This window comes from Maritalea porphyrae (genome assembly GCF_027213965.1).
Lineage (GTDB): Bacteria > Pseudomonadota > Alphaproteobacteria > Rhizobiales > Devosiaceae > Maritalea > Maritalea porphyrae_A.
On record NZ_JAPWGX010000001.1, the window covers coordinates 710,289 to 734,634 of the forward strand.

General features: G+C 50.6%; 21 protein-coding genes and 1 tRNA gene. 12 read left to right on the plus strand and 10 right to left on the minus strand.

Features of this window, described 5'->3' with window-relative positions:
* Positions 1-227: 227 nt before the first annotated feature.
* The 3 genes from O4H47_RS03705 (at position 228) to O4H47_RS03715 (ending at position 3,127) form a co-directional block, all read left to right on the plus strand.
* Entirely contained in the window at positions 228-518 is a 291-nt protein-coding gene (locus O4H47_RS03705) for a co-chaperone GroES (RefSeq protein ID WP_269392591.1), read from the plus strand.
* Between the two features lie 52 nt (positions 519-570).
* Positions 571-2,217, plus strand: coding sequence for a chaperonin GroEL (gene groL / locus O4H47_RS03710; RefSeq protein ID WP_269392592.1), 1,647 nt, complete (start codon positions 571-573; stop codon positions 2,215-2,217).
* 625 nt (positions 2,218-2,842) lie between these two features.
* Positions 2,843-3,127 (plus strand): GIY-YIG nuclease family protein, encoded by a 285-nt coding sequence (locus O4H47_RS03715; RefSeq protein ID WP_269392823.1) that lies wholly within the window; start codon positions 2,843-2,845, stop codon positions 3,125-3,127.
* Positions 3,128-3,717: 590 nt separating this feature from the next.
* Here the strand turns inward: O4H47_RS03715 and O4H47_RS03720 are convergent.
* Complete coding sequence (locus O4H47_RS03720) at positions 3,718-4,596, minus strand: hypothetical protein (protein ID WP_269392593.1); 879 nt, start codon at positions 4,594-4,596, stop codon at positions 3,718-3,720.
* Positions 4,597-4,656: 60 nt separating this feature from the next.
* A complete protein-coding gene (locus tag O4H47_RS03725) occupies positions 4,657-5,070 on the minus strand; it encodes a hypothetical protein (RefSeq protein ID WP_269392594.1) in 414 nt (137 codons plus the stop codon).
* 207 nt (positions 5,071-5,277) lie between these two features.
* Between O4H47_RS03725 and O4H47_RS03730 the strand changes: the two genes are divergently transcribed.
* On the plus strand, positions 5,278-5,436 hold the full coding sequence (locus O4H47_RS03730; RefSeq protein ID WP_269392595.1) for a hypothetical protein: 159 nt from the start codon (positions 5,278-5,280) through the stop codon (positions 5,434-5,436).
* Positions 5,437-6,020: 584 nt separating this feature from the next.
* Here O4H47_RS03730 and O4H47_RS03735 read toward each other — a convergent pair.
* The 3 genes from O4H47_RS03735 to O4H47_RS03745 all read right to left on the minus strand — a co-directional run bounded on the left by O4H47_RS03735 (position 6,021) and on the right by O4H47_RS03745 (position 9,167).
* Positions 6,021-6,401, minus strand: a complete 381-nt coding sequence (locus O4H47_RS03735) for a hypothetical protein (protein WP_269392596.1) — start codon at positions 6,399-6,401, stop codon at positions 6,021-6,023.
* A gap of 162 nt (positions 6,402-6,563) precedes the next feature.
* The gene (locus O4H47_RS03740) at positions 6,564-8,276 is read right to left on the minus strand and encodes a globin-coupled sensor protein (protein ID WP_269392597.1); all 1,713 of its coding nucleotides are present in this window, start codon (positions 8,274-8,276) and stop codon (positions 6,564-6,566) included.
* Positions 8,277-8,402: 126 nt separating this feature from the next.
* Entirely contained in the window at positions 8,403-9,167 is a 765-nt protein-coding gene (locus tag O4H47_RS03745; protein ID WP_269392598.1) for a TSUP family transporter, read from the minus strand.
* A gap of 208 nt (positions 9,168-9,375) precedes the next feature.
* On the opposite strand from O4H47_RS03745, the gene O4H47_RS03750 reads away from it, so the two are divergent.
* Positions 9,376-9,759, plus strand: coding sequence for a DoxX family protein (locus O4H47_RS03750; RefSeq protein WP_269392599.1), 384 nt, complete (start codon positions 9,376-9,378; stop codon positions 9,757-9,759).
* A 53-nt stretch (positions 9,760-9,812) separates the two neighbouring features.
* On the opposite strand, the gene hisG is transcribed toward O4H47_RS03750, so the two are convergent.
* The 4 genes from hisG to O4H47_RS03770 all read right to left on the minus strand — a co-directional run bounded on the left by hisG (position 9,813) and on the right by O4H47_RS03770 (position 13,861).
* Positions 9,813-10,544 carry an ATP phosphoribosyltransferase gene (gene hisG / locus O4H47_RS03755; RefSeq protein ID WP_269392600.1) on the minus strand — a complete coding sequence of 244 codons (732 nt, stop codon included), beginning with the start codon at positions 10,542-10,544 and terminating at the stop codon, positions 9,813-9,815.
* A complete protein-coding gene (locus O4H47_RS03760) occupies positions 10,541-11,629 on the minus strand; it encodes an ATP phosphoribosyltransferase regulatory subunit (RefSeq protein ID WP_269392601.1) in 1,089 nt (362 codons plus the stop codon). The genes hisG and O4H47_RS03760 overlap by 4 nt, the downstream gene beginning before the upstream one ends.
* Positions 11,630-11,633: 4 nt before the next feature.
* The gene (gene hisS, locus O4H47_RS03765; RefSeq protein ID WP_269392602.1) at positions 11,634-13,118 is read right to left on the minus strand and encodes a histidine--tRNA ligase; all 1,485 of its coding nucleotides are present in this window, start codon (positions 13,116-13,118) and stop codon (positions 11,634-11,636) included.
* Between the two features lie 122 nt (positions 13,119-13,240).
* Positions 13,241-13,861: a DNA-3-methyladenine glycosylase I gene (locus O4H47_RS03770; RefSeq protein WP_269392603.1), complete on the minus strand. Its 621-nt coding sequence runs from the start codon at positions 13,859-13,861 to the stop codon at positions 13,241-13,243.
* A gap of 86 nt (positions 13,862-13,947) precedes the next feature.
* Here O4H47_RS03770 and O4H47_RS03775 point away from each other — a divergent pair, with 86 nt between their 5' ends.
* From O4H47_RS03775 to O4H47_RS03785, 3 genes are all read left to right on the plus strand, one after another.
* Entirely contained in the window at positions 13,948-14,433 is a 486-nt protein-coding gene (locus O4H47_RS03775; protein ID WP_269392604.1) for a response regulator, read from the plus strand.
* A 143-nt stretch (positions 14,434-14,576) separates the two neighbouring features.
* The gene (locus O4H47_RS03780) at positions 14,577-15,221 is read left to right on the plus strand and encodes a L,D-transpeptidase (RefSeq protein WP_269392605.1); all 645 of its coding nucleotides are present in this window, start codon (positions 14,577-14,579) and stop codon (positions 15,219-15,221) included.
* A 57-nt stretch (positions 15,222-15,278) separates the two neighbouring features.
* Positions 15,279-17,075: a TadE/TadG family type IV pilus assembly protein gene (locus O4H47_RS03785; RefSeq protein ID WP_269392606.1), complete on the plus strand. Its 1,797-nt coding sequence runs from the start codon at positions 15,279-15,281 to the stop codon at positions 17,073-17,075.
* Positions 17,076-17,095: 20 nt separating this feature from the next.
* On the opposite strand, the gene O4H47_RS03790 is transcribed toward O4H47_RS03785, so the two are convergent.
* Positions 17,096-17,172, minus strand: a tRNA-His gene (locus O4H47_RS03790).
* A gap of 230 nt (positions 17,173-17,402) precedes the next feature.
* Between O4H47_RS03790 and O4H47_RS03795 the strand changes: the two genes are divergently transcribed.
* The 4 genes from O4H47_RS03795 (at position 17,403) to O4H47_RS03810 (ending at position 24,235) form a co-directional block, all read left to right on the plus strand.
* On the plus strand, positions 17,403-20,288 hold the full coding sequence (locus O4H47_RS03795) for a histidine kinase dimerization/phospho-acceptor domain-containing protein (protein WP_269392607.1): 2,886 nt from the start codon (positions 17,403-17,405) through the stop codon (positions 20,286-20,288).
* A 207-nt stretch (positions 20,289-20,495) separates the two neighbouring features.
* Positions 20,496-21,527, plus strand: a complete 1,032-nt coding sequence (locus O4H47_RS03800; protein WP_269392608.1) for an extracellular solute-binding protein — start codon at positions 20,496-20,498, stop codon at positions 21,525-21,527.
* 62 nt (positions 21,528-21,589) lie between these two features.
* Positions 21,590-23,248 carry an ABC transporter permease gene (locus O4H47_RS03805; RefSeq protein ID WP_269392609.1) on the plus strand — a complete coding sequence of 553 codons (1,659 nt, stop codon included), beginning with the start codon at positions 21,590-21,592 and terminating at the stop codon, positions 23,246-23,248.
* Between the two features lie 228 nt (positions 23,249-23,476).
* Positions 23,477-24,235 (plus strand): metallophosphoesterase family protein, encoded by a 759-nt coding sequence (locus O4H47_RS03810; RefSeq protein ID WP_269392610.1) that lies wholly within the window; start codon positions 23,477-23,479, stop codon positions 24,233-24,235.
* Positions 24,236-24,346: the final 111 nt, after the last annotated feature.

A 24,346-nucleotide genomic window follows, 5' to 3' on the forward strand; every position in this document is an offset into this window, starting at 1 on the left:
ACCACGCTTGCACGAAAGATATCCTCGGGCAAAGTGCTTTCTTGGCACTGCTGAGCGCGGGTTTTGCAAGGGTTCTTTAAAAATCCGACTAAAAAGTTTGTTTGCTTATCCTTGACTCTGTGCGGGGGGCTTACTATTTGTGTGACGCTGGTTGTTAGCACTCACCAACCAAGAGTGCTAACGACCTTTGATTTTGACTTAACAGATAACAATTTGAAGGAACGAGCATGAGCTTCCGTCCACTTCACGACCGAGTAGTCGTACGTCGTGTCGATTCTGAAGAAAAAACTTCAGGCGGCATCATTATTCCAGACACAGCTAAAGAAAAACCTTCTGAAGGCGTTATCGTTTCTGTTGGCCCAGGCGCCCGCGACGAAGATGGCAAGCACATCACGCCAGACGTTAAAGCCAACGACCGTGTGCTTTTCGGCAAATGGTCTGGCACAGAAGTTAAGATCGACGGTGAAGACCTGTTGATCATGAAAGAAAGCGACATCATGGGCGTGATTGAAGGCTAATCCGAGCCTTTTCTAATCCCCCATTTTTCTACATCTCTAAGGAGCAAACTGAATGTCTGCTAAAGAAGTAAAATTCGGCACCGATGCCCGCGATAAGATGCTTAAAGGCGTCAACATCCTTGCAAACGCTGTAAAAGTTACATTGGGTCCTAAAGGCCGTAATGTTGTTATCGACAAGTCTTTTGGCGCACCACGCATCACCAAAGATGGTGTTTCTGTTGCTAAAGAAATCGATCTTGAAGACAAGTTTGAAAACATGGGCGCGCAAATGGTGCGTTCTGTGGCTTCAAAAACCAACGATGTTGCTGGTGACGGCACAACAACTGCGACAGTTTTGGCGCAATCAATTGTTGTTGAAGGCGTGAAATTGGTTGCCGCTGGCATGAACCCAATGGACCTTAAGCGCGGCATCGATTTGGCTGTAACTGAAGTTATTGCCAATCTTGCAAAAGCAAAGAAAAACATTTCAACAAGCGAAGAAGTTGCTCAAGTGGGCACAATCTCTGCTAACGGCGAAGCGTTTATCGGCGAAGAAATTGCACGCGCAATGGAAAAAGTCGGCAACGAAGGCGTTATCACTGTTGAAGAAGCTAAAACTTCTGAAACAACTGTTGATGTTGTTGAAGGCATGCAGTTCGACCGCGGTTACCTTTCTCCGTATTTTGCTACAAATACAGAAAAAATGACTGCAGAACTTGAAGATCCATACATCTTGTTGTTCGAGAAAAAACTCTCAAACCTACAAGCTATGTTGCCGATCCTTGAAGCTGTTGTTCAGTCTTCACGTCCACTTCTTATCATTGCTGAAGATGTTGAAGGCGAAGCGCTTGCAACTTTGGTTGTGAACCGTTTGCGTGGCGGCCTCAAAGTTGCAGCTGTTAAAGCTCCAGGTTTTGGTGATCGTCGTAAAGCAATGCTTGAAGACATCGCGATCCTTACTGGTGGTCAAGTGATCTCAGAAGATCTTGGCATCAAGCTTGAAACAGTTACTTTGGACATGTTGGGCACTGCAAAGCGCGTTGACATCACTAAAGAAACAACAACCATCATTGATGGTGCGGGCACTAAAGACGACATCGAAGGTCGCGTTGGTCAAATCAAAGCTCAGATCGAAGACACTTCTTCTGACTATGACCGCGAGAAACTTCAAGAGCGTTTGGCTAAACTTGCTGGCGGCGTTGCTGTTATCAAAGTTGGTGGTGCAACTGAAGTTGAAGTTAAAGAACGCAAAGACCGCGTTGACGATGCATTGAACGCAACACGCGCTGCGGTTGAAGAAGGCATTGTTGCTGGTGGCGGCGTTGCTCTACTTCGCGCTTCATCTGCTCTAACTGTTAAAGGCGCAAATGCTGATCAAGATGCTGGCATCAAGATCGTTCAGCGCGCGCTTCAAGCTCCGATCCGTCAGATCGCTACAAACTCTGGTGACGAAGCTTCTGTTGTTGTTGGCAAAGTTCTTGAAAACGCTTCAGAAACTTACGGCTACAACGCACAAACATCTGAATATGGCGACATGATCCAAATGGGCATCATCGATCCTGTTAAAGTTGTGCGCACAGCACTTCAAGACGCTGCGTCTGTTTCTTCTTTGTTGATCACAACCGAAGCTATGGTTGCTGAAATTCCACAAGAAAAAGCAGCCGGTGGCGGCGCACCTGATATGGGTGGCATGGGCGGCATGGGTGGCATGGGCTTCTAAGCTCTGCACTCAAACGTTTTGTGAGATTAGGGCGGTCGCAAGACCGCCCTTTTTTTTGTGGTTGAAGAACATATATTTCGTTGGTTGTTTCTACATCCCGAGTATTTTACGCGCCGCCGTTGGTCGCTACGCTCCCGACCCCGGCACCCCCGCCAATTGGTGCGTGTCACCAATTCTGAGCAAGTGAGGGACAGCATCACGGGCGCGAAACCTGGAGGTTTCGGGCTGCGCCGCCCAAGCCATATTTGGGTGCAAATCCTCTCCCACTCCCCTTCGTCACCCTCGTGCTAGACACGAGGGGCCATGGTGAGGCGACACAGTGGCTAAGCTGAACTGATTAAATTAAGAGAAATGCATCATGGATACTCGGGTCAAGCCCGAGCATGACGGGGGGGTATAAAGCGCCGCAATCCGAGGTCCTAGTGTTCGTGGCTCCCGCCGACTAGTGCCTAAAACAAGTGCTGTCCGAGTAATCATCCATGCCCACAACTTTTCACAATACTCTCGGCTCATTGACATCCCCCCCTTCCTCACCCACTTCGTCCCCCTATCCCTCTTCATCACGCTCTCTTCCTCGTCACCCTCGGGCTTGACCCGAGGGTCCATGTGGCATCACAATTTGCACATGAGTGGTTGGGTTTACATCATGACAAACAAACCTCGCGGCACGCTGTATGTCGGCGTGACAAACAACTTGCCGCGTCGCGTTTGGGAACATCGCGAAGGCGTGGTCGATGGCTTCACCAAAAGCCACAGTCTAAAAATGCTCGTTTATATGGAAGAACACGCCACAATGCCCCTCGCCATCCAGCGCGAGAAAAACATCAAGCACTGGCTCCGCAAGTGGAAAATCGATCTGATTGAGGGACGTAATCCCAAGTGGGATGATTTATTTGACCAACTCGCGTGATCACCCACCCCCTTCGTCACTGTAGCGCCAACTCCACAGCCGCACTCACGCCCCTTTTCGTCACCCACGTACTCTCATTCGTCACACTCGTGCTCGACACGAGTGTCCATCGTGAGGCAGCGGAACGGCAAAGCCGAACTGCTTACTATAGGCGAAATGCATCATGGATACTCGGGTCAAGCCCGAGCATGACGGGTGGGGAAATGACACGCAGCGAACCGTAGGCTAAGGTTTTCGTGACCAAGCCGACTTGCGCCCAACGCCAACTTATCTCGAGTGGCCTCCTATGCCCCCACCTTGTCACTGTCGCACCTTCTCTTCGTCACCCTCGTGCTCGACACGAGGGTCCATGATGAGGAGGCGAAACGACAAAACCGAACCGCTCAAACAAATCGGAAATGCATAATGGATGCTCGGGTCAAGCTCGAATATTTCGGGTGTAGAATAGTGAGTCCCGTTGCCCACAGACGCTGCATTCCTTATCCCCGCCAACTACTGCCATTGCAGATGTTTGCCGAGCTCCGGAAATCGCCCCTTGCGTCACCCTCGTGCTCGACACGAGGGTCCATGATGAGGCGACGAAATGTGATTTACTCATCAAAATCTTGTTCGGCTAAAACTCGCAACAAGTCGTCCGTGGTCTCTAAATGACCTAACAAACGAAACTCATCTTCAGATGACAAAGTATCATTTTTAAGCACAGCTTTTATGAGGTTTTGCGCTGCGAATACGTCTCCCTTTTTTAGCACTCTCAATTTTGTACCAACTAGTTGATCCATGAGCTTGCTGAGACGTTGCATATCTAGATATGGCTCAACCGAGAATTTCTGTTGTACTTTGTCTGGTGAATTTCGGTTGAAGAGCCTTCGAATCTGCCGCAACTCATCCATAATAAAGCGCAGCTGAGCGTCTTCCTTTGCTCCGCCTTCGATATTTGGCACAGTTGCAGCTCCGCCGTTGATTGCAAGTAGCTTAACAATTGAGTTTACATTACGATTGTCACCAACCGCATCGAAGGTTTCTCTCAGGCTTTTTACCAGTTTCCCTTGTTCGTTCAACACCTCATGGTATTTCAGGTTGCGAGAATACTCGACATACCGCAGAGGTGCTATATCGAAAATTGTTGACTGGCCTCGTTCTTTTATCAGCGTTACCGGTTTGTCAAAGGCTTGCCGTATGCCGAGCTCAAACATAACGTTGGGGTTCTTGGTCGTAAGGTCACAAACGGCCATGGGAGCTTCAACAATCCGTTGAATGATATCTAGTTGAATGAGGTTTGATTTGTTAACCTCACTCGCTAGGGTTGGCCGAAAGCCAGCGTCCTTGCAAGAAGGTTCAATCAGATCCTTGTAAACGTGATTAAAATGGCCCTGATCATACCCATCGCAGTCGCTAATTGGCATCATTACAAAGCACTCTGGTGTATCCTTGACGTCTATGCTGTCAGATTTATCAGTTTGTTTTGCCAATTTTCTTCTCGATTTTATAAGTTCGCATACGCGCTTGTAAGATTAATCGCTAATCCCAGATCAGATCATGTTCATCGCTATAAATTTACTTTTGCAATTGCGGCAGCTGCAGTTCCCCCTTGGGCCATCATCACGATGAAGTTGAAAGAACCCGCTCTTTTTATCAATGCAATGTGGACAATATGGAAACTGACGCAGACCCTGTTCATTTGGGTTTGGATAAAAATTGTCGCCATATTTTCGCAGTTTGTCGATGTCCACGGCGAATTGTTTCAATCTATCTATTTCAACCTCTTGAGCTGCAAGAGTGTCAGCCAATTCAACCATTGCAATCTTCGTTTCGGCCAGATTGCCAATCAACTCAGCAATTTGCAGCTTGTACTGCGCTGCATCAAAATTCTTGTCGATATCTTTAATGGTTTTAACTATGGTTAGAGATGTCGAGATTCCGCTTATTACTGCTGATACATCCACGATCTAATCTCACTTCCTGGTTATTATGTCGGGCAGTATGTCGCTGATGAAAAGTATAGTCCATCATCATTCAACGTAACGCAAACCGCAAGCACTTGCTAACGCAGCCCCCCAAAAAATATTATCCCCGCCCCCACAAACCCATGCCATCATCCCCGTGTCTTTCATTTAACCACGCAGCTTGCCGACGGGTGGGATGTGGTCGGGTTGGCATTCTGGCTTAGTCAGACCAACCTGTTGGAAGATGGTGATGGGTCGCAAGACGTTTGTGGCTTGGAGCCTTTAACATCGATTGTCCTGCCAGACACCGAAGGCAGCCATAAGCCATCAATGGGTCTGTTCCCATTTGCCCTAAAACGGGTGTGATTTGGAGCGTTTAGTTTATGCGCTCGCAACAGCAGATCGCGATGCAGGTAAAGGGATAAAAGGGTTTAGCACCCGGGGGCAATTGGGTTAAAGGTTCACATCATTTCATGCGAGGTCGTTATGGTCTCATTTGAACAATTTCTAGCGCATAACCGAGCCCATAAAGACCTCGCATGCTGCAATAGTTTTCGCTCGCGGTGCGTACCGCAAACCGCATGACGCGCTAAAACCGCGCTATGCGATTGGCTGCACCTGCTCGGGCGCGAAACCTAAAGGTTTCGGGCTGAGCCGCCCCAGAAATGGTTAGGTGCCTTAGCCATTCCTTCGCGCCGTCGGGCCTACCCCGGCACCCCCGGCTCTTTTTTCGCGCCGCCGTTGGTCGCTCCGCTCCCGACCCCGGCACCCCCGCCGATTGGTGCCCAACACCGATGCTGAGCAAGTGTGGGAAAAGACGGACGAAACAACTCGTTGTTGAGGACCCCGGCCAACTTTTTGGCCGCCCCGCCGGAGGTCCAACAGTTTTCATAGGCCGGTTTCAGGCCGTCATGAAAACTGTGTTGCGCACCGTGAGGCAGAGCGAGCCTTTATCGTTTCACCTTGAACGGGAACAAAAATAAAACCGTAATGAGCGTGGGGATTATGAAGCCGCGCAGATAGGACAAGAGGGAACGGCCCGCGGTGAAGTCCGCGTCAACAAAACCAAAATGCGCCCAATATTGGGTGAGAATAAGCGCCGTGATGCTGATCCACATGGCAACAAGGCCCATGCGTTTGGCCATTATCACAAGGGTTAGGCTGATGATGATGAGAAGAGATAGCAACGACTGGACATTGGTCAAGGCGGGATGGTCAAAAAGCGCGCCGCGTATATGTGTGTCGTAAAGCCCGACCACATGCAGCAAGATCAAAAAGCCTGCAATGGCGGTGATCAGAGCCCGCCTGACCATCATAAATCTGCCTTTCATATTGGCGGCTCCTGTTGGTTCGCCCTACAGATCGTGATGAACAGATAGGGCAAAATGCACGAAAATATGTTTTTGGGATATGGGGGCCGCACTCAGATTTTCAACACCAAAAGAAAAGGCGGCCAAAAGACCGCCTTTGAAAGATTTAAGAGTATGGCCCGTTTAAAACTCAGACCATTCTTCCTTTATCGCTGCACTACCGCTAACGCCATAGGCGGCTTTTAGATTTTGCGGGGCGGTTGCTCTTGGTTGGGCCTTCACCTTTGCAGGCGCGGCGTAGCTAACGCGGTTGCCATCAATTTTGAACACTTCAACAATCTCGTCCAATTCGGTCGAGCGCTGTTCGGTTTGTTCAATTGCGGCGTTGGTTTCTTCCACCAGCGCCACATTGTGCTGAGTCATCTCATCGATTTGCGCAACGGCGGCTTTGATCTCGTCAATGGCGTTGGTTTGCGCGCTCGAGTTTTTGGCGATGGAGGCCATTAACTCGTTGTTTTTGCGGGCTGCTTCAACCATTTTTTGCAGCTTTTCGGTGGCTTCGCTCACAAGGCGGGTGCCCTCACCCACCTCAGTTGCAGACTGTTCGATCAGCGCTTTCACCTCTGAAGAGGCTTGGGCAGCGGACTGCGCGAGGCGGCGCACTTCAACCGCCACAACCGCAAAGCCTTTGCCCGCTTCACCGGCCCGTGCCGCTTCCACCGAGGCGTTAAGCGCCAGCAAGTTGGTTTGGAACGCGATAGAATCGATCATGCCGATAATGTTGGAGATTTTTTCAGACGAAGACGTAATGCGCTCCATGGCGGAGCTGGCGTTGGTCATCACCTCGCCGCCCTGTTCCGCTGTTTGGCGCACATCGTCAGCGTGTTGCATGGCTTTGTTGGCTTCTTTGGTGTTTTCACCCACCGTTTCAGAAAGGTTCTTGATGGTCGCAGAAGTTTCACCAATTGCCGAGGCTTGTCGCGTGCTGCGCTCGCTCAAATCGTTGGCCCCAGACAAGATCTCGCTGGTGGCCGTTTTTAGTGAACCCGAGGTTTCTTGAATTTGCGAGATCAGTTTTGACAATTGATCGGCAACCGTATTGATGTTTGACTGGAGTTGACCGAATGAGCCTTTGAAGTTGCCATCCATACGTTTAGTCAGGTCAGCTTCCGCCAGCGCGCTCAAAACCTCGTCCGCGCGGGAAAGACCATCATCAACCGAGTGCATGAGGTTGTTGGTGCTGTCCACAAGGGAGGCCAGATATTCGTTCTCCACGTCAGCTTGTGCACGCTGAGTGAAATCGCCTTCTTGAGCAGCTTTCACCACCCGTTGAATTTCTGCGTTTACATTTTCAGTTTCAAGGCGGCGTTGATGAATGTATGAGCTGATGGAAAACTCCACGTCCATCAAAAGGGCCTTCATAAGGGCTGAAACAGTTTTGCCTAATTCCTTGGCGTCCACATTGGAGCCGCCACGGCCAAACAAGCTTTTTTTGCCTCCAGCAGCGGCCAACTGATCTGTGATCACGCCTTCAATCAGCGTTTCCACCAATAGTGCATATCCTGAAATATAATGTTTAGGTTCAAGGCCAATTTTTGCATGTACGTCGCCAACTCGGCGGCTCGCGCGCAGAAAGTCCTGACCGATGTCACCATCAGCAATCCGCTCCCAATGGGCGAGTTGTTTTGCCTTAGCGTTGTTGCGACTAGCGTCGGAACTAAACATCTTATTGAGGTGATCAATTCCGCTCAGTTTCTCGTAAAACCGATCAAGCGCATCGGGCATATGCGACATAACAGAAGATTTGACGGACCTTATACGCGCGCAACTGGCGTCGTCCAATTCCATAATATCACGGCGTTCGTTGACGGACTTTTGATCCTGTTCGTTGTTCATGCCCTACTCCCGACGGCGATTGCTGATTGTTTCAAACCAGAATCAGCAAATACTATTCACGGGCGAGTATTTAAGAACATGTTTAAGACAGCATTAACCATGCGCGCGTTGCTAATAAAAACTTGTCTAGGCACCAAAAATAATCGGCCAAAGCAGGCGTATGGCCATGGTCATGGAAATCACAACAATGAGCGGCTTGATTAAACTTGCACCAAACTTCATCCCCGTGCGTGCGCCCAAGTATCCACCAGCGATTTGCCCAACGATCATGGCACCACCGGCAAGCCAAACAACATCCCCACCCAGAATGAAAAACATCAGGGCAGCGAAATTGGAAACGGCATTGAGAACCTTGGTATTGCCCACCGCTCGGGTCAACCCAAGACCAAATAGTGTAACAAAACCAGCAATGAAGAATGAGCCAGTGCCCGGCCCGAACACGCCGTCATAAAAGCCAATTGCAAAGCCCATGATCGGGGCGAAAATAGCAAACGCCAGTCGCTCCGTTCTGGCCTCATCTGTCATTTTGGGCGAAAACATGAAGTATAGCGAAACAAAAATGAGCAAAACGGGGACCAACAGCGTCAGAATATCGGTGTCCATCGATTTGGCGGTTGCCGCCCCGATCATTGACCCCAAAAACGTCAGTATAACCGGCATTATCAGCGTTTTGAGTTGAATAAAACCGCGCCGCCAATAGGTAATTGCCGCAACCGTTGTTCCGACTACCGACTGCAATTTATTGGTGGCAAGCGCCGAAAGTGGCGGCACCCCAACAGACAGAAGGGCTGGCAGACTGATTAAGCCGCCGCCTCCAGCAATCGCGTCCAAAAACGCAGCTAGAAAACCAGCACCGGCTAGAAATAGCAAAGCAAAAAGATCAAGTTCCAATGTCGTATAGCTTTTTAAAAGAGGCAGGATGGTGGGAAGCTAGCCCCAGCATTGCGATCCGTCAATGGCGGAGATTTCGCGCAAAATCCATGTCGATATCTGATTGGTGTTGAATTGGTAAACATGCTGTTATTATTCACGATATTTAAACACTGGGGCATTTGGTGCAGTGTCCGCTTCGTTCTATCGAACAATGGGGAACAGATAGATGGATGGACTACAAAAGGTTGCGCCGCTTATTGCGCGCATATTCTTGGCAATATTGTTTATAATGGCCGGTATCGGCAAACTTACTGGTGCCGAAGCCACGGCGGGTTATTTTGGCGCTCTTGGCATCCCACTTCCGGGTGTCTCTGTTTATCTTGTTGGCTTGTTTGAGCTGGTTGGCGGGATCGCGATCGTGGCAGGTTATCAGACACGGAACGTGGCCTTGGCATTTGCTGTGTTTAGCATTGCCAGCGCCGTATTGGCCCACACCAATTTTGCTGATCAAACACAAATGATCATGTTTATGAAAAACTTGGGTCTGGCCGGTGGCTTCTTGCTGCTTTGGGTACATGGCCCAGGCGGCATGGCAGTTGACAAAAAATAGTCAATCAACTCTCTAACACGCCGCGCCCACTCAAATGGCGCGGCGTTCTTTTTCTAAGACGTCAAAGTGTGCAAGGCTTGCTCACCCAGGCCGGGTTTAAATTGATCCAGAAGCGCAACAAGCTGAGATTTTTTTTCCGCCGACCAATCCGCAGTCTTTGAGGCGACAAGGTTTGCTTCAGATTTCAAAATCAGCCCGTCAGTTGGCACTTTGAGCTGATTGGCTTCAAGGGTTGAACCCGACGACGTTATATCAACAATCAGCTCTGCAGCGCCTGAGGCAGGCGCAGCTTCGGTGGCACCAAGACTTTCAACAATGCGATATTCGGCAATGCCGTGTGCTGAGAAATAACGCCGCGTCAGGTTTACATATTTGGTGGCAACCCGCAGCCATTGGCCGTGACGGTGGCGAAAGTCTGATGCTACATCTGCCAAGTCGCGCATGGCTGTCACATCGATCCAAGATTTTGGCAGCGCCACCACAACATCGGCCTGCCCAAAATTGAGCGGCTTTGCGATCACCACTTGATTTATGCCCGTTTCGGCAGCCTCATGTATCAGGTCTTCACCGGTTACTCCCAAATCGATTTTGCCGCTTATTAATTCGCGCGCAATTTCGCTGGCGGATAAGAACCGCACTGTCACTTCTGGCATGGCATCAATGGTGCCAAGGTACGAGCGGGCACCACCGGGACGATCAATTTTTAGACCCGCTTTTTCAAATGCGTCTCTTGTGTCTTGCTCAAGACGACCTTTGGACGGTACGGCCAACAATAATGAGCTCATCGTTTTGCCCCCAACTCCAACCGATCCAACCAAATTGCACAGCCAACTGCTGAGATGCGACCCGATGCGCCCATGCGCTCGAGCAAGCGGTCATATTGCCCGCCAGATGCTAAAACTTCGCCGGTTTTGTTTGCGGTTAGCTCAAACACATGACCGGTATAATAGTCGAGTCTTGGGCTAAACCCGGCATCAAACTCCACCGCGATCTGAGGTGCGGTGGCTTTTAGTTCGGTTAAACGGGTCATCAGTTTTTCAAGCGGTTCGTCAAGGTCAATACCAACCTTTTTTGCCAATCCAGCCACGCGAAACGCCTGTTCGGATGCAGGGCCAGCAATCGACAAAAACTCGCGCAAAATACGCACAGTTTTCGGGGACACAGCGGCTTGGGCCAGCATTTGCTTTTCGCGATAACGCGCCACAATTTCTTCCGCTTGTCGACCTGAATAGGGCGATAGACCCGCAGCGTCCATTTCGGCGGCGACTTTTTGGGTTAGCTCGGCATCATCGCTTGGCAAATCATTTGCACCATCAAATTGCTCAGGCACAGCCAAACGATCCAACAAGCGGCCCATGGCCGCATCATGGCCAAACCGGTCGCGCACCCGCGGACGCCACACATCGGGCAAATCAATTTTGGCCAATAGTGTTTCAAACAAATCTACTGCGCCAAGGTGCAGGCGCGGCGCTGTCTCACCATAGAGTGCACTTGCTTCAATGGCGAAATGCATCACCTCTGAAAATGTCTTATCGCTGTCTTTTGGAGCCAAAAACTCCAAGCCAGCTTGGTCAAATTCAAATGGTCCATAGTCACGTTGACGGAAGACTGGGCCAAGATAACCAAAGTTTTTTGACAGTCCGACGGCATCGCCAGCTAAATATTGCGCCGCGATGGGCAGCGTAAAATCTGGTCGCAGGCAATAGGTCGTGCCATCTGGGCCATTGGTCAACATTAAACGCCGACCAATGTCCTCACCCGCGAGATCAAAAAATAGATCGGCTGGCTGCAAGATATCTGGCGAAACCAATTCAGCTAAGGTGCCAATACGGTTGGCCAGCTCGGCGCGTTGATCTGAAAAATCGCTCATGGGGCTATTCCCCGTCTGCGCTGTCTGGTTCAAGCAAGGCATGGATATGCGCAACAAGGTCTGCCCGCTTGACGCTCGCTTGCGCGGGTCGCGCTGCGCGCCATTCTGCGTTGTCAGTAATTTCAAGCGACGCCAATTTACCAGCAACCAAGTCTTTGACTTGCACTTCGCCTGCTTCGCGCTCTTGGCTACCTTCGATGATCACCGCAGGCGCATTGCGCTTATCGGCATATTTCATTTGCTTGGCCATGTTTTTGGACGCGCCCAAATAGAGCTCAGCGCGAATGCCCGCTTTGCGCAAGTCGGCGACCATTGCCTGATAAGAAGCGATTTGATCTTTATCCATGATCAGCACCACAACCGGGCCTTGCTTTTCAGTAACGTCTAACTCGCCAACCAATTGCAACGCGTGGGCCAAACGGCTCACACCAATGGAAAAGCCAGTTGCAGGCACTGGTTCTGGGCGGAACCGCGACACCAGACCGTCATAACGGCCACCACCACCAACAGAACCAAACACAACGGTTTGGCCTTTTTCGTTGGTTACAGGGAAGGTCAATTCGGCTTCAAATACTGGACCCGTGTAATACTCAAGGCCGCGCACCACGGATGGGTCGATTTTGACTTTGTCGCGTGGGTAACCTGCGGCATCAAACAAAGCTTGCATTTCTTTTAGTTCTGCGACGCCGGCGGCCCCTGTTTCGCTGCCCTCAACTTGTGCGGCGAGAACTTCAAACATTTTGTCGGCGTCCGCATCTGCCATCACATAGGCAAGAATGCGATCAATTTGCGCATTATCAAGACCAGCGCCTTCTGTGAAATCGCCACTTTCGTCTTTTCGGCCAGCGCCGAGCAACAATTTCACGCCCTCTTCGCCGAGGCGATCCATTTTATCGATGGCACGCAAAACGGTGAGTGCTTTTTCCGGCTCTTCAGCCAAACCGGCTGCAGCTAGTACACCATCCAAAACTTTGCGGTTATTGACCCTGATGATGAATTTGCCGCCAAGGCCCAATTCGTCCATCACATCAGCCATCATCATGCACATTTCAGCGTCCGCTGCTGGATCAGGTGCGCCAACACTATCTGCATCAAATTGCATGAACTGGCGGAAACGGCCCGGTCCTGGTTTTTCGTTGCGGAACACATAGCCCTGTCGGTATGAGCGATAGGGCTTTGGCAGGGCGTCATAGTTTTGTGCAAAGTAGCGAGCGAGCGGCGCGGTCAAATCGTAACGCAGGCTCATCCATTTTTCATCGTCGTCTTGCAGCGAAAACACGCCCGCGTTTGGGCGGTCCGTATCGGGCAAAAATTTGCCAAGGCTTTCGGTATATTCAAACAGCGGCGTTTCAACGGGGTCAAAACCATAGCGCTCATAAACCGAACGAATGCGATGGAACATTTGCTCCAAAGCTGTGATTTCGACCGCATCACGATCGACAAAGCCTCGGGGCAAAGTTGGTGCTAAACGTTTGGTTTTCTTGGCCATAGGTGCCTCTGAAATGAAAAGAAAAGTACGCGCCCATTTGGCGCTTCGAGTGGGTTGTTAGCCGATCACGCCATAGGACACAAGTATTGGTGAGAAATGGGGATTATGCTTAGGCTTATTGCCTAGCCATGTTTGGGTTTTGGCGGGGTGAACTTGGCCCGCGCATCCAGCGCCTTTTGACGGCAAAAACAGTCTTCTGTATGATCATTGACCAACCCCATTGCCTGCATAAAGGCATAGGCGGTTGTTGGTCCAAAGAATTTCCAGCCGCGCTTTTTCAGGTCTTTTGCAAAGGCTTTTGACATGTCCGTTTGCGCCAATTTGCGCACCTCGGCTTCTGTTACATGTTGGGGCCGGTCCTTAGGACTTGGCTCAAACTGCCAAAAATAGGCGGCCAAGGTGCCAAACTCTTTTTCAAGTTCAATCGCACGCGCGGCATTATTGATGGTTGCTTCAATTTTGCCGCGATGCCGAACAATGCCAGCATCGTTGAGCAACCGATCTACATAGTCAGGTCCATATTGAGCGACTTTATGGAAATCAAACCCATCAAATGCGGCGCGAAAATTGTCGCGCTTGCGCAAGATGGTCAACCAGGAAAGGCCAGACTGAAAGCCTTCAAGACACACTTTTTCGAACAGCCGAATGTCGTTATCTACGGGATAACCCCACTCTGTATCATGGTAGCGTATGTACATTTCATCGTTGCTTCCCCAGAAACAACGGCCAACATATTCGTTCATTGTAATATTTAACGGTTGCAATCTTGTCGATTTTCACTAAATTCCTTCGACAGTTCATTAACACTTGCGTTAATTCAGGGTCCGTCGTGCGAAATCAAGTCACAAAATCGCCAGATCAAATGAAAGTTTTGATTGTCGATGACAATCAATATGCATGTGCGCTGGCTGCTGCACAACTGAAAAAACTAGGCATTGGTGAAACCAAAAGCGTGGCCTCGGGCGCCGAAGCCTTGTTGCAGCTGATGCATAAGGACTTTGATGTTTTATTGAGCGATTGGTACATGCCAGATGTGTCCGGCGCGGGGCTGTTGGGCGTTATACGTGACCCCCGATTTGGCGATAATAGCAATATTGCTGTTGTGGTTATGACGGCCTACGCCAGCAGTGACAATATTGAACGTGCTTTGGCACTTGGTGCCGATGAAGTGGTGATAAAGCCGGTCAATGGCACCGACTTGGGCAAAGCGATTGCCAAGGCGATCACCAAAAAAGAAAAAAACCAGAGCATTCCGGCCAATGACGAAGTGATGGAAGAAGACGAAGAGGAGGATGATGGCATGGTCATGCTTTGATCTGCACCTTCATCTTCTGTAAACCATTCTTGCTAAGTCCTTACTTACCACGCTCTTTCACCGTTTATTGCGGGTGATCAACTAAGGTTTATCTCAAATTGTAACTGCACGTATTTGATGCGGGCTGAGCGTGAGTTTGAGTAATGCGTAAGTTTTTGGTGGTATTTCCAGCCTTGGTTGGCGCTTTTGTTTTGTCGCTTGTGGGCGCCGGGTTTGCCGATGGTGGCTTGATCAAAACAAAAAATAGCTTTGGGCAGACTATTTACGTGCTGCCGCCCGAAGGCATGAGCGTGACCAAGGGCACCCCAAAACATAAGCTCGAGGTAAAAAACCCTTACGGTCAGCACCCAGAGTTTTTGCGCCAAGTTGTTGCTTACAATAGCGAATATTCCAAAGGCACCGTTGTTGTGGATACCAATGCGCGGTTTTTGTATCTCGTGTTGAGCAATGGGCGCGCTATGCGATACGGCATTGGCGTGGCGCGATCTGGGTTTGAATGGTCAGGCACCCACAAAATCACCGCGAAACGCGAATGGCCCGGCTGGACACCGCCCGCCGAAATGCGCGCGCGTGAACCGCATTTGCCCGCTTATATGCCAGGGGGGATCAATAACCCTCTTGGTGCCCGCGCCCTATATATTGGCAGCACACTTTATCGATTGCACGGCACCACCCAGCCACGATCCATCGGCAAAAAGGTTTCTTCGGGCTGCATTCGGCTTACGAACGAAGATATTAAGGATTTATATACAAGAGTTTCAATTGGCACGCGCGTGGTTGTTATTTAATTTACCTTTAACGCGCAACATTACGGCCGAATATTCAACAAATTTGGCCGACGATAAATGGACTTCATTCTTTCAAGAATTAGGCAATTTGGGCGCGACGAAAGTGGCGCTTTTGCTGTTATTTTCGGCGTCATCGCCATTGTACTGCTCGCCACGGGCGGCGCTGCCGTTGACTTTGTGAACATCCAGCAAAGCCGCAAGACGACGCAAATCAGCCTAGACGCAACGGTTCTGGCCCTTCAGCCAGAAATCTACAAAAAAAGCAAAGGCTGGATCACCAATAGGGCCAACGACCTCATTGAAGAAGGTCTGTTGGGCACTGGCGTTGCAATGTCCATCAGCAGCGTGGAAATTGATAAGGAAGCTGGACGTCTTTACATCGCTGCAGATATTTCTCAACCCACCTTATTTGTTCGACTCATTGGCATAAATGATATGAGTGCCCGGCTGATTTCTGAGGCCACACGGGCGAAAAACCGTCTTGAAGTGGCAATGGTGTTGGATAATTCGGGATCTATGTCTGGCTCTCGTATCTCCAATCTCAAAACGGCTGCCAAGTTGGCTGTCGACATTTTGATGGGTGCGGAAGATGAGCCCGAAAAAGTGTTTATCGGCTTGGTCCCCTTTACCATGAACGTAAATGTTGGCGCGGACAAAAAGACAGCGACGTGGATGGACACACTGGGCCAATCGTCAGCAAACTGGGACAATTTTGATAATGATGACAATGAAGACACCGGACACGACGTCACCGACGTGAACGATAGGTTTTCACGATTTGCGCTTTATGATCAGCTCAAGAACGTAAGCTGGAAGGGATGTGTGGAAGCGCGACCCTATCCGCTTGATACCAATGATGCCACACCCAACGCGTCTAACGGCGACACCTACTTTGTACCCATGTTTAATCCAGATGGACCAGACAGCGGCGCATCAACGACCGCTGATTATTTGGACGATGATGGCGGCACATGCGTTGCGCCAACAGAGCCGGGCGAATGCACATTTCGGAGCTGGCCTGGAACAAAGAAGAAAAAGGGCAGCAGAGCGCCTGGGCAGTATAGTTGGTGGAATCCTGACAAAGGGAGTTCAACATCAGGCACCGATGCTTGTAGCTGCGACGGGCAAACGATCACATCTACGACTACTTGGAATGATAAGAAAAAGGGAATGATCACACAGGTCACATGTGACACATCTGGCTCATCATCTTTGTCACCCCGTGAATACCAAGAACGGCTATGTAAATATAATGGCGCTTCGGCTTCGCCAAGTTCAGGGGATCACTCTCCCAACGGGACTTGTATCAGTCGCGAGATTTTGCCGCTGACCAACAAAAAATCGACCCTGAAGACTAATATCACCGCCATGGTGGCAGGTGGGGGCACGAACATACACATGGGCACCATTTGGGGCTGGCGTGTATTGTCGCCCACCGCTCCATACGATGAGGGTGTGGCTTACAATGATGGTGCAAGCAAGGTTATGATCATCATGACGGATGGCCAGAACTATTCGTCACAATGGGGAAGCTTTAACGGGGCATATTATTACCCGGCCTATTCTTGGCCCTACAACAAACGCCTTGGTGACGTAGGGTGGTCGAACTCGTCCATTATTGCTGAAATGGATAAACGCACCAAAGAAGCGTGTGAAAACGCGAAGGCAAAACCATCCGAAATAGAAATTTACACGATTGGCTTGGGCATTTCGAAAAGCTCGTCCAACGGGAAAATGCTATCTGCCTGTGCATCGGATGCTGGGCATGCCTATTTCCCGTCAACGCCGTCGGATTTGGTTTCCACGTTTGAAACGATCGCAAACCAGCTGTCAGACTTGCGTCTTTCGAAATAAGAGAGAATGGCTTGGGGAGGTGGTACCGCCTCCCCGGCTCGAACGGGGGACCCCTAGTTCCACAAACTAGTGCTCTAACCAACTGAGCTAAGGCGGCTTATCCATTTTGTGCGCCGATACATAAGGCCCACATCATATCTTTGCAAGAGTGCTTTTAGGCCAAATTACACTTTTTTTCCACACCCTGACCATCTTAACCATGAAACCGGACTGTTTGGGCACAGAACACGGTTTTTATGGACCAATCCCTTGATGCGCGATATTTAAATAAGAGTAAACTAATGCGCCAAGATTGTTTCAGTTTGGCACAGGGAAGTAAGAGTAGTTATGCAGCAGGACTGGATTTATACCGAAGTGGGAAAGCGCGTATTGGGTTACGCACTTGATCCGCGTCCTGTTTGGTTCTGGAATGGGGATGGAAGCGAACTCATTTGGCGCAACCTTGCTGCCAAGCTTTTCCGCTCCAAATTCAAAAAGAAGGGCTTAAAGTTTTTGCCCGACCCGGTGCCGCTAAAGGGCCAAGTGACGCGCTTAATTCGCTTGGGCAACGATGGTCGCGCGTCGGTTTCACGGATGCGGTTTCAGATGGGCAAAAAGCCAGTTTCTGCCACCTGTTCATGTGTGCCTCTTAAAACCGAAGATGGATCAAAAGGTCTTTTGGTCATCTCAACAGATAGTGTTGACTTTGGTTTGTTTGATGGCGACGCATTTGCCTTGGTTGCGGATGAGCAATTGTTTTCCCCCGCACAAGACTATGTAATCATTAACGCAGAACGCGAAATCGTTGCAGGCGCCACATCTTCTGGCGACGCTGATGAACTTCAAAATGTGCTGGCTCTGCCGTTTGAAGCGCTAAGCGCGGCTTCTCGACTTGACGTCAGCTTAAAAGCGGGTGCGTCGTTGTTGATGTTGGACTTGGGTCAATTGGCGCCGACTGACGAACCTGTGCTCTCCCAACCCATCCTAGCAGATGACGTGAATGCAACAGATTCTGCTGTTCCAACAGAAATCGATGCCGACGAACAAACAAGCGCAGAACCAACTGTAAAAGAGCCCCCTCTGCTTGAAGGCAACGAATTTGATGGTGCACAAGCCGATGAAGAGCAAGCGCTATTAGAGCCAACCGCCGAGGAACAAAGTGAAGTGGAAGATGACGCCTATGATATGGCGCATCTGGACACGATGGACGCTCTAACTGATCAAACCGAAGAAACGCGGGCTCAAAGCGAAGACAATGCTTCAGAGGAACAGGCTGAAACAGATGATGGTTTGAGCGCTCCTTCTGCCCTCACCGATTTGATCGATCACCTTTATAAATCTGGCGGCAATATCACCACCTCGGAGTTGGATGATGCAGACCTGCTGGCGCAAAACCGCATTGATGCTGAGGTCGACTTTGCCGATGACGCATTGGCAGACATTGAAACTTTGCCCGAAGCAGAAATAGATCGGCTCAGCACCCCGCTTGAAGAGGTGCGCGACGAGATGGCAGCACTTGATGATGGCGAGGCTGAGCAGGAAGAAACGAGCCTGTGGAGCATTTCAGCCAGTGAAGTCACACGCGATGTTGAAACAACAACATCGTCTGCGATCAATCAAGATGAGGATAAAACGTCAAAATACAATTTTGATGAATTGTCACGCATTCTGCGCGAACGCGTAAACACAGAAGAAACGCGCAAATCAACAAAATCACCAAAAAAGCAAAAAGACGAGACAAAAGCAGCGTCTGAGCGCGAAGCAGGCAAAGTCATATCTATGACGCCAAAGCCACCCGTTTCGCCGAACGGCAAATCATCTTTGGTGGCGTTGAGCGACGAAGCCTTGGTTTTGAACAAATTGCCATTGGGCATTTTGATTTTTAAAGACCAAACGGTGCTGTTTGCCAATCGGTCAATGGCGGATTTGGCGGGCTACAACACTACAAATGATCTGCGTGATGCGGGATTGGACGAAATCCTGCCCCGAGCGGATGATGCGGGCAACGAGTTTGGCCCTGTGGCTAAGATCTTGCGCCAAGACGGTGAAAGCGTTGATGTTGTGGCGCGTTTGCAAACAACGATTTGGCATGGCCAAAACGCCTATATGTTGACGGCGCGGGAAGAGCCTTCCACGCGGCCGAGCAATGGCATTATTTCCCAAGGGCGTGACGGCGCACAAATCGATTTTGGCAAGATATCAGCTGCCCTTGGTCAAGGGTGCATTCAGCTCAATCGCGCTGGCTATGTTTTGGATTTGGATGCGCGCGGCAGCCAACTATTCGGGCCATCAATCGACTTGCTGCGCAATCGCCCCATTCTTGAATATGTGTCTACCGACACACGAAGCGCTTACCTGAGCGTGCTTTCGGGCGACGCGGAAACGGGTACCATCAAGGTATTTGCAGGGGCTGAACATTGCGAGATCAAGCTGTTTTTGCAAGACATCGAAGATCAATCTAGTTCGATTTTTGGGCTAGTGACGAAAGTGCATGCGGATCAGGAACAAATTGACCACCAAAAGGACGAACTCAACAGCATTCTACCCATTTTGAGCCGCGAAATCCGCCGCCCATTGGCCTCCATTGCCGGTTTCAACAGTCTGATGAAAGACGAAGCCTATGGTGCGATTGAGAACGATCGCTATAAAGAATATATAGCCGACATTCACGCTGCGACCCGTCAAATCGAGCAGGTGATTGGTGAAATTGATGACCTAAGTCGCCTCAATATTGGTGAAATTGAACTGACGAACAATCATATCGATTTGGGGTTGATGCTCAATCGGTGCATCGTGCGCATTCGTGGCCAAGCCAATGCGCAACAGGTTTTTGTACGTAGCGCGATACCAGAAACCAGCTATTTTGTTGAAGCGGACGAAAAACTGCTGACCCAAACCATCATGAACCTTTTGGCCAGCGCGGTCACCCTTACGCCCGCTGGGGGCAACGTGGTGCTAAGCGCTGTGCGTGACGACAAAGGTGATCTGATGATCCACGTGCGCGACATGGGTGAGCACGGGCAAAACCGGCACGAACAATTTATTGTCTACCATGAGCCTGTTGGCGATCAAGAGAAACCAGCAGATTTTGTGCGCTCCGGGGTTGGCCTTTCGCTAACGCAAGCGCTGGCCAAGGCCAATGCATTCTCCCTGTCGCTGGACCAAATTGGGCGCTCAGGAATGCTTATGGAGTTGGCCATTCCCGCGGATCGGGTGACGGGCACGTTAAACTAGTTGCGACATTCTGTCGCACCAACTAGCCAATTCTCATTGTGCGTAAACACCAAGATATATAGAGTTTTGTACTCCAGTTTAGAATGGTTCCAAAAAGCCCGCTCAAATAGGCCATAATTGCTTGATCTGACGCATTGACGCGCGAAGGAAAAGCGAACAAAACCCCTGCAACACAAGGACTTTCAAGCCAACACATGGAGTGAGTAAATGAATTTGTCCAAATCACTTGCAGCGACTTTGATTGCAGGCACATCATTCTTCGGCACCGTTGCCGTCGCCGACGAAATCAATGTTTACAGCTATCGTCAGCCAGAACTTTTGAAACCACTCACCGATGCATTTGAAGCTGAAACAGGCATCAAAACAAATGTGTTGTTTGCAAAAAATGGTCTTGTGGACCGTTTAAGTTCAGAAGGGCAAAACTCGCCAGCCGATGTTTTGCTGACCGTTGATGTTGGTCGTTTGGATGCCATGAAAAAAGCCGACATCTGGCAAGCCATCCCTGCGGATGTAACGGCAAACTTGCCAGCAGAATTTGTTGATCCAGACGGCGCATGGGCAGCATTGTCGCTACGCGCCCGCATCTTCTATGTCTCAAAGGACCGCGTTGAAGAAACAGCAATGTCTTATGAAGACTTGGCAGATCCGAAATGGAAAGGTCGCGTTTGTACCCGCTCTGGCCAACATTCTTACACCATTGGTCTGGTTGCAGCACAAATTGCCAATAATGGCGTAGAAGCGACAAAAACGTGGCTTGAAGGCGTTCGGGACAACCTCGCCCGCAAACCAACAGGCAACGACCGTGCACAAGTTAAAGCGATTTATTCTGGTGAGTGCGACATTGCAATTGGCAACACTTACTATATGGGCAAAATGGTCACCAACGACAAAGAGCCAGAGCAAAAAGACTGGGCCGCTTCTGTTCGCTTGATCTACCCGGGTGCTGAGCAAAGCAAAACCCACGTGAACATTTCAGGTGTTGGCATTGCGAAAAATGCACCGAACCTTGAAAACGCGAAGAAATTCATCCAGTTCCTTTTGTCAAATGATGCACAAGCCATCTATGCGGAAACCAACTTTGAGTTCCCAGTGGTGCCAGGTGTTGCCTCTTCTGACTTGGTTGCAAGCTGGGGTGAATTGCACGCCGACACATTGCCGCTTGCATCAATTGCTGACAAACGCGACGAAGCCAGCAAATTGGTGGACGAAGTTAAGTTTGACGAAGGCCCACAAAACTAGGCTTTGCACAAATTCCAAATCCGCTATACCAAGACAGGGATAGCGGATTTGATTGGAGAAGAATGATCGCTGGTCAAAGCGGCAAAGCTCACAACTTTATTGCAGGCGCGATTTCGCGCCTGTCTTTTGTTGAGCTCATTGTCATTTTTTCTATGGCCCTGCCAACTTTGGCGCTCGGGTGGCTTGCGGTTGGCGCCTTTGGCACTGAGGGCGGCTTGTTCTCGCGCATGTTGCCTGTTGCCTTAAGAGAGACGGGACTCCTTCTTCTTCTCGTTGGCTTGTTCACCGGGTTCATTGGCCTATTCAGCGCGTGGCTTGTTTCTAGTTTTGAGTTTCCGGGACGAAAATTGTTTGAATGGGCGCTGATTTTGCCCATCGCCATTCCCACCTACATTTCTGCATATGCTTGGGTTGAAGTGATGGATTTCACCGGCCCGTTGCAAACCGCCATCCGCATGCTGACCGGCGCCACCTCAATGCGCGATTATTGGTTCCCTGATTTTCGCACGATCGGCGGCGCGGCCTTTGTGATGAGCCTTGTTTTATACCCCTATGTTTATCTGAGCTGCCGTGCGTTCTTTTTGATGCAATCTGGCGTTTTGGTTGCCGCCAGCCGCACCCTAGGTGCGGGGCCATGGCGCACGTTCCGCGATGTGATATTACCACTGGCGCGCCCTGCCCTGATCGTTGGGGTGTCACTTGCCTTGATGGAAGTGATCAATGATGTGGGGGCCGTTGAGTTTTTCGGCGTCAACACGCTCACCGCCATTGTTTATGCCACATGGCTGAACCAATCCAACCTGCCCGGCGCAGCGCAATTGGCGGTCACCACCGTCATCATTATCGCTGGATTGATCTGGCTTGAGCAGCATGAACGGCGCAAACTCGACTATCTCACCAAGCGCGATAGCCGTGTGCCACCTTCCCGCTCCAAACTGCCGCCCATCGTTGCCGCTGGCGCCTTGGTATTCTGCATGAGCATTGTAGGCCTTGGTTTTTTGGTCCCCGTTTCCGAACTGATGTCCACCGCAATGGTTAGGGTCATGCGCGGCGTGATCGGCGCTGAGATATTTGAAGCGCTTTGGACCACCGTCTGGCTGGCCCTTGTGGGCGCGGCCATTTGTGTGGCAATCGGCTATTTTACGGCCCGACGCATGGTCAATGCAGATGGCAGCCGCAACCTTTCCTATCTTGCCACTTTTGGCTATGCGGTGCCCGGCACTGTGCTGGCGATCGGCGTTTTGGTACCGCTTGGGTTCCTAGACGGTGTGATCAACGACGCGACCCGCGCTTGGTTTAATGTTACCGTTGGTTTGATCCTTTCGGGTTCACCCATTGCCATCCTTTACGCCTATTCTGTCCGATTTCTCACCGTCAGCCACAACTCACTCGAGGCGGCCATGAAAAAGCGTGGCGTCAATTTGCTCGAAGCAGCCCATGTGTTGGGCGCGAACCGCTGGCGCTCCCTAATTGAGGTTGACCTGCCCACCCTGCGCCCCGCGCTTGTGGCAGCGCTGACACTCGTATTTGTCGAATGCATCAAAGAGCTACCCGCCACCCTATTGTTGCGTCCCTTGGGGCTAGAAACCCTTTCGACCTATGTTTACGCCGAAGCGAGCCTTGAGAACTTTGAAAGCGCTGCCGTGCCCGCCTTATTGATCATCACCATCGGCTTGGTACCCGCCATTTTGGGCGGCAAAATGCAGAGTGGTGAGCGGTAAGGTTAGGCTAGCGTTGGGCTTTTGTTCCGCCAGTTGTTTTGTCAGGTCTGGTTTGAGCACAGATTGCGCATTCATCAGGGTGCGGCGAATGATGGCTTTTCCAACGGTCAAAACGTCTGGGCTGCTGCTCGACTGCGCAAACCGTCACTTTTTGGCAGGAGCCGAAAGAGATGCGGAGTAATCAGGAAGCCTATTGCCAACCAGCTTAGGCGTTACTAGATTGCCCAAATGAAAGATTTTGATCTCAATCGTTTCGCCGTGATTGCTGACATTCACAGTAACTCTGACGCTTTGAAGGCTGTCCTGCAGGACATCTCGGCACAAGGTATCAGAAGCGTCGTCAATCTTGGGGATCATCTGAGTGGCCCAATGGCTGCTCGTGAAACCGCAGAACTACTTTTGGATCATGAAATGCCGTCGATCCGAGGCAATCATGACCGCTGGCTTGTTGAGAACAAGCGCGAGGACATGATCTCGATTGATGGGGCCGCTTTCGACCAACTTGACGCCCGCCACTTGGCCTGGCTTCGGGATTTGCAGCCGACGCTCTGGCTGTCTGACGATATATTCGCCTGTCACGGAACTCCGAGTAGCGACACAGCTTATTGGATGGAGGAGGTTTCGCCGGAGGGCGAGGTTGTTACCAGGTCACGGGATGCAGTCTCATCCGAGGCATCTGGGATCAAGGCAAGTCTTATGTTATGTGGTCACACGCATCTTCCCCGCCGGATGGACCTACCCGATGGCCGTATCATCCTGAACCCCGGCAGTGTTGGGTGTCCTGGCTATATTGACGACACCCCAGTGCACCATGTGGTGCAGACGGGTACTAGTGCGGCGTGCTATGCGCTGGTCGAGAGGGCGAAAGTCGGATGGACGACGACTTTCCGACACGTACCCTACGATCCGAACAGGATGATTGAGTTAGCGAAGACTGCCAATCATCCCAATTGGGAAAGTAGACTGGCGACGGGCTGGGTTAACTGAGGCTGCTACTCCCCTAAACCGGCCATTTGGGCAGCGGCAGCTCCGTCCGCAAAACCGACTTTGAAACAACTTGCCATCAGACCAATCGAACGATTAGCCCCCACGATACAG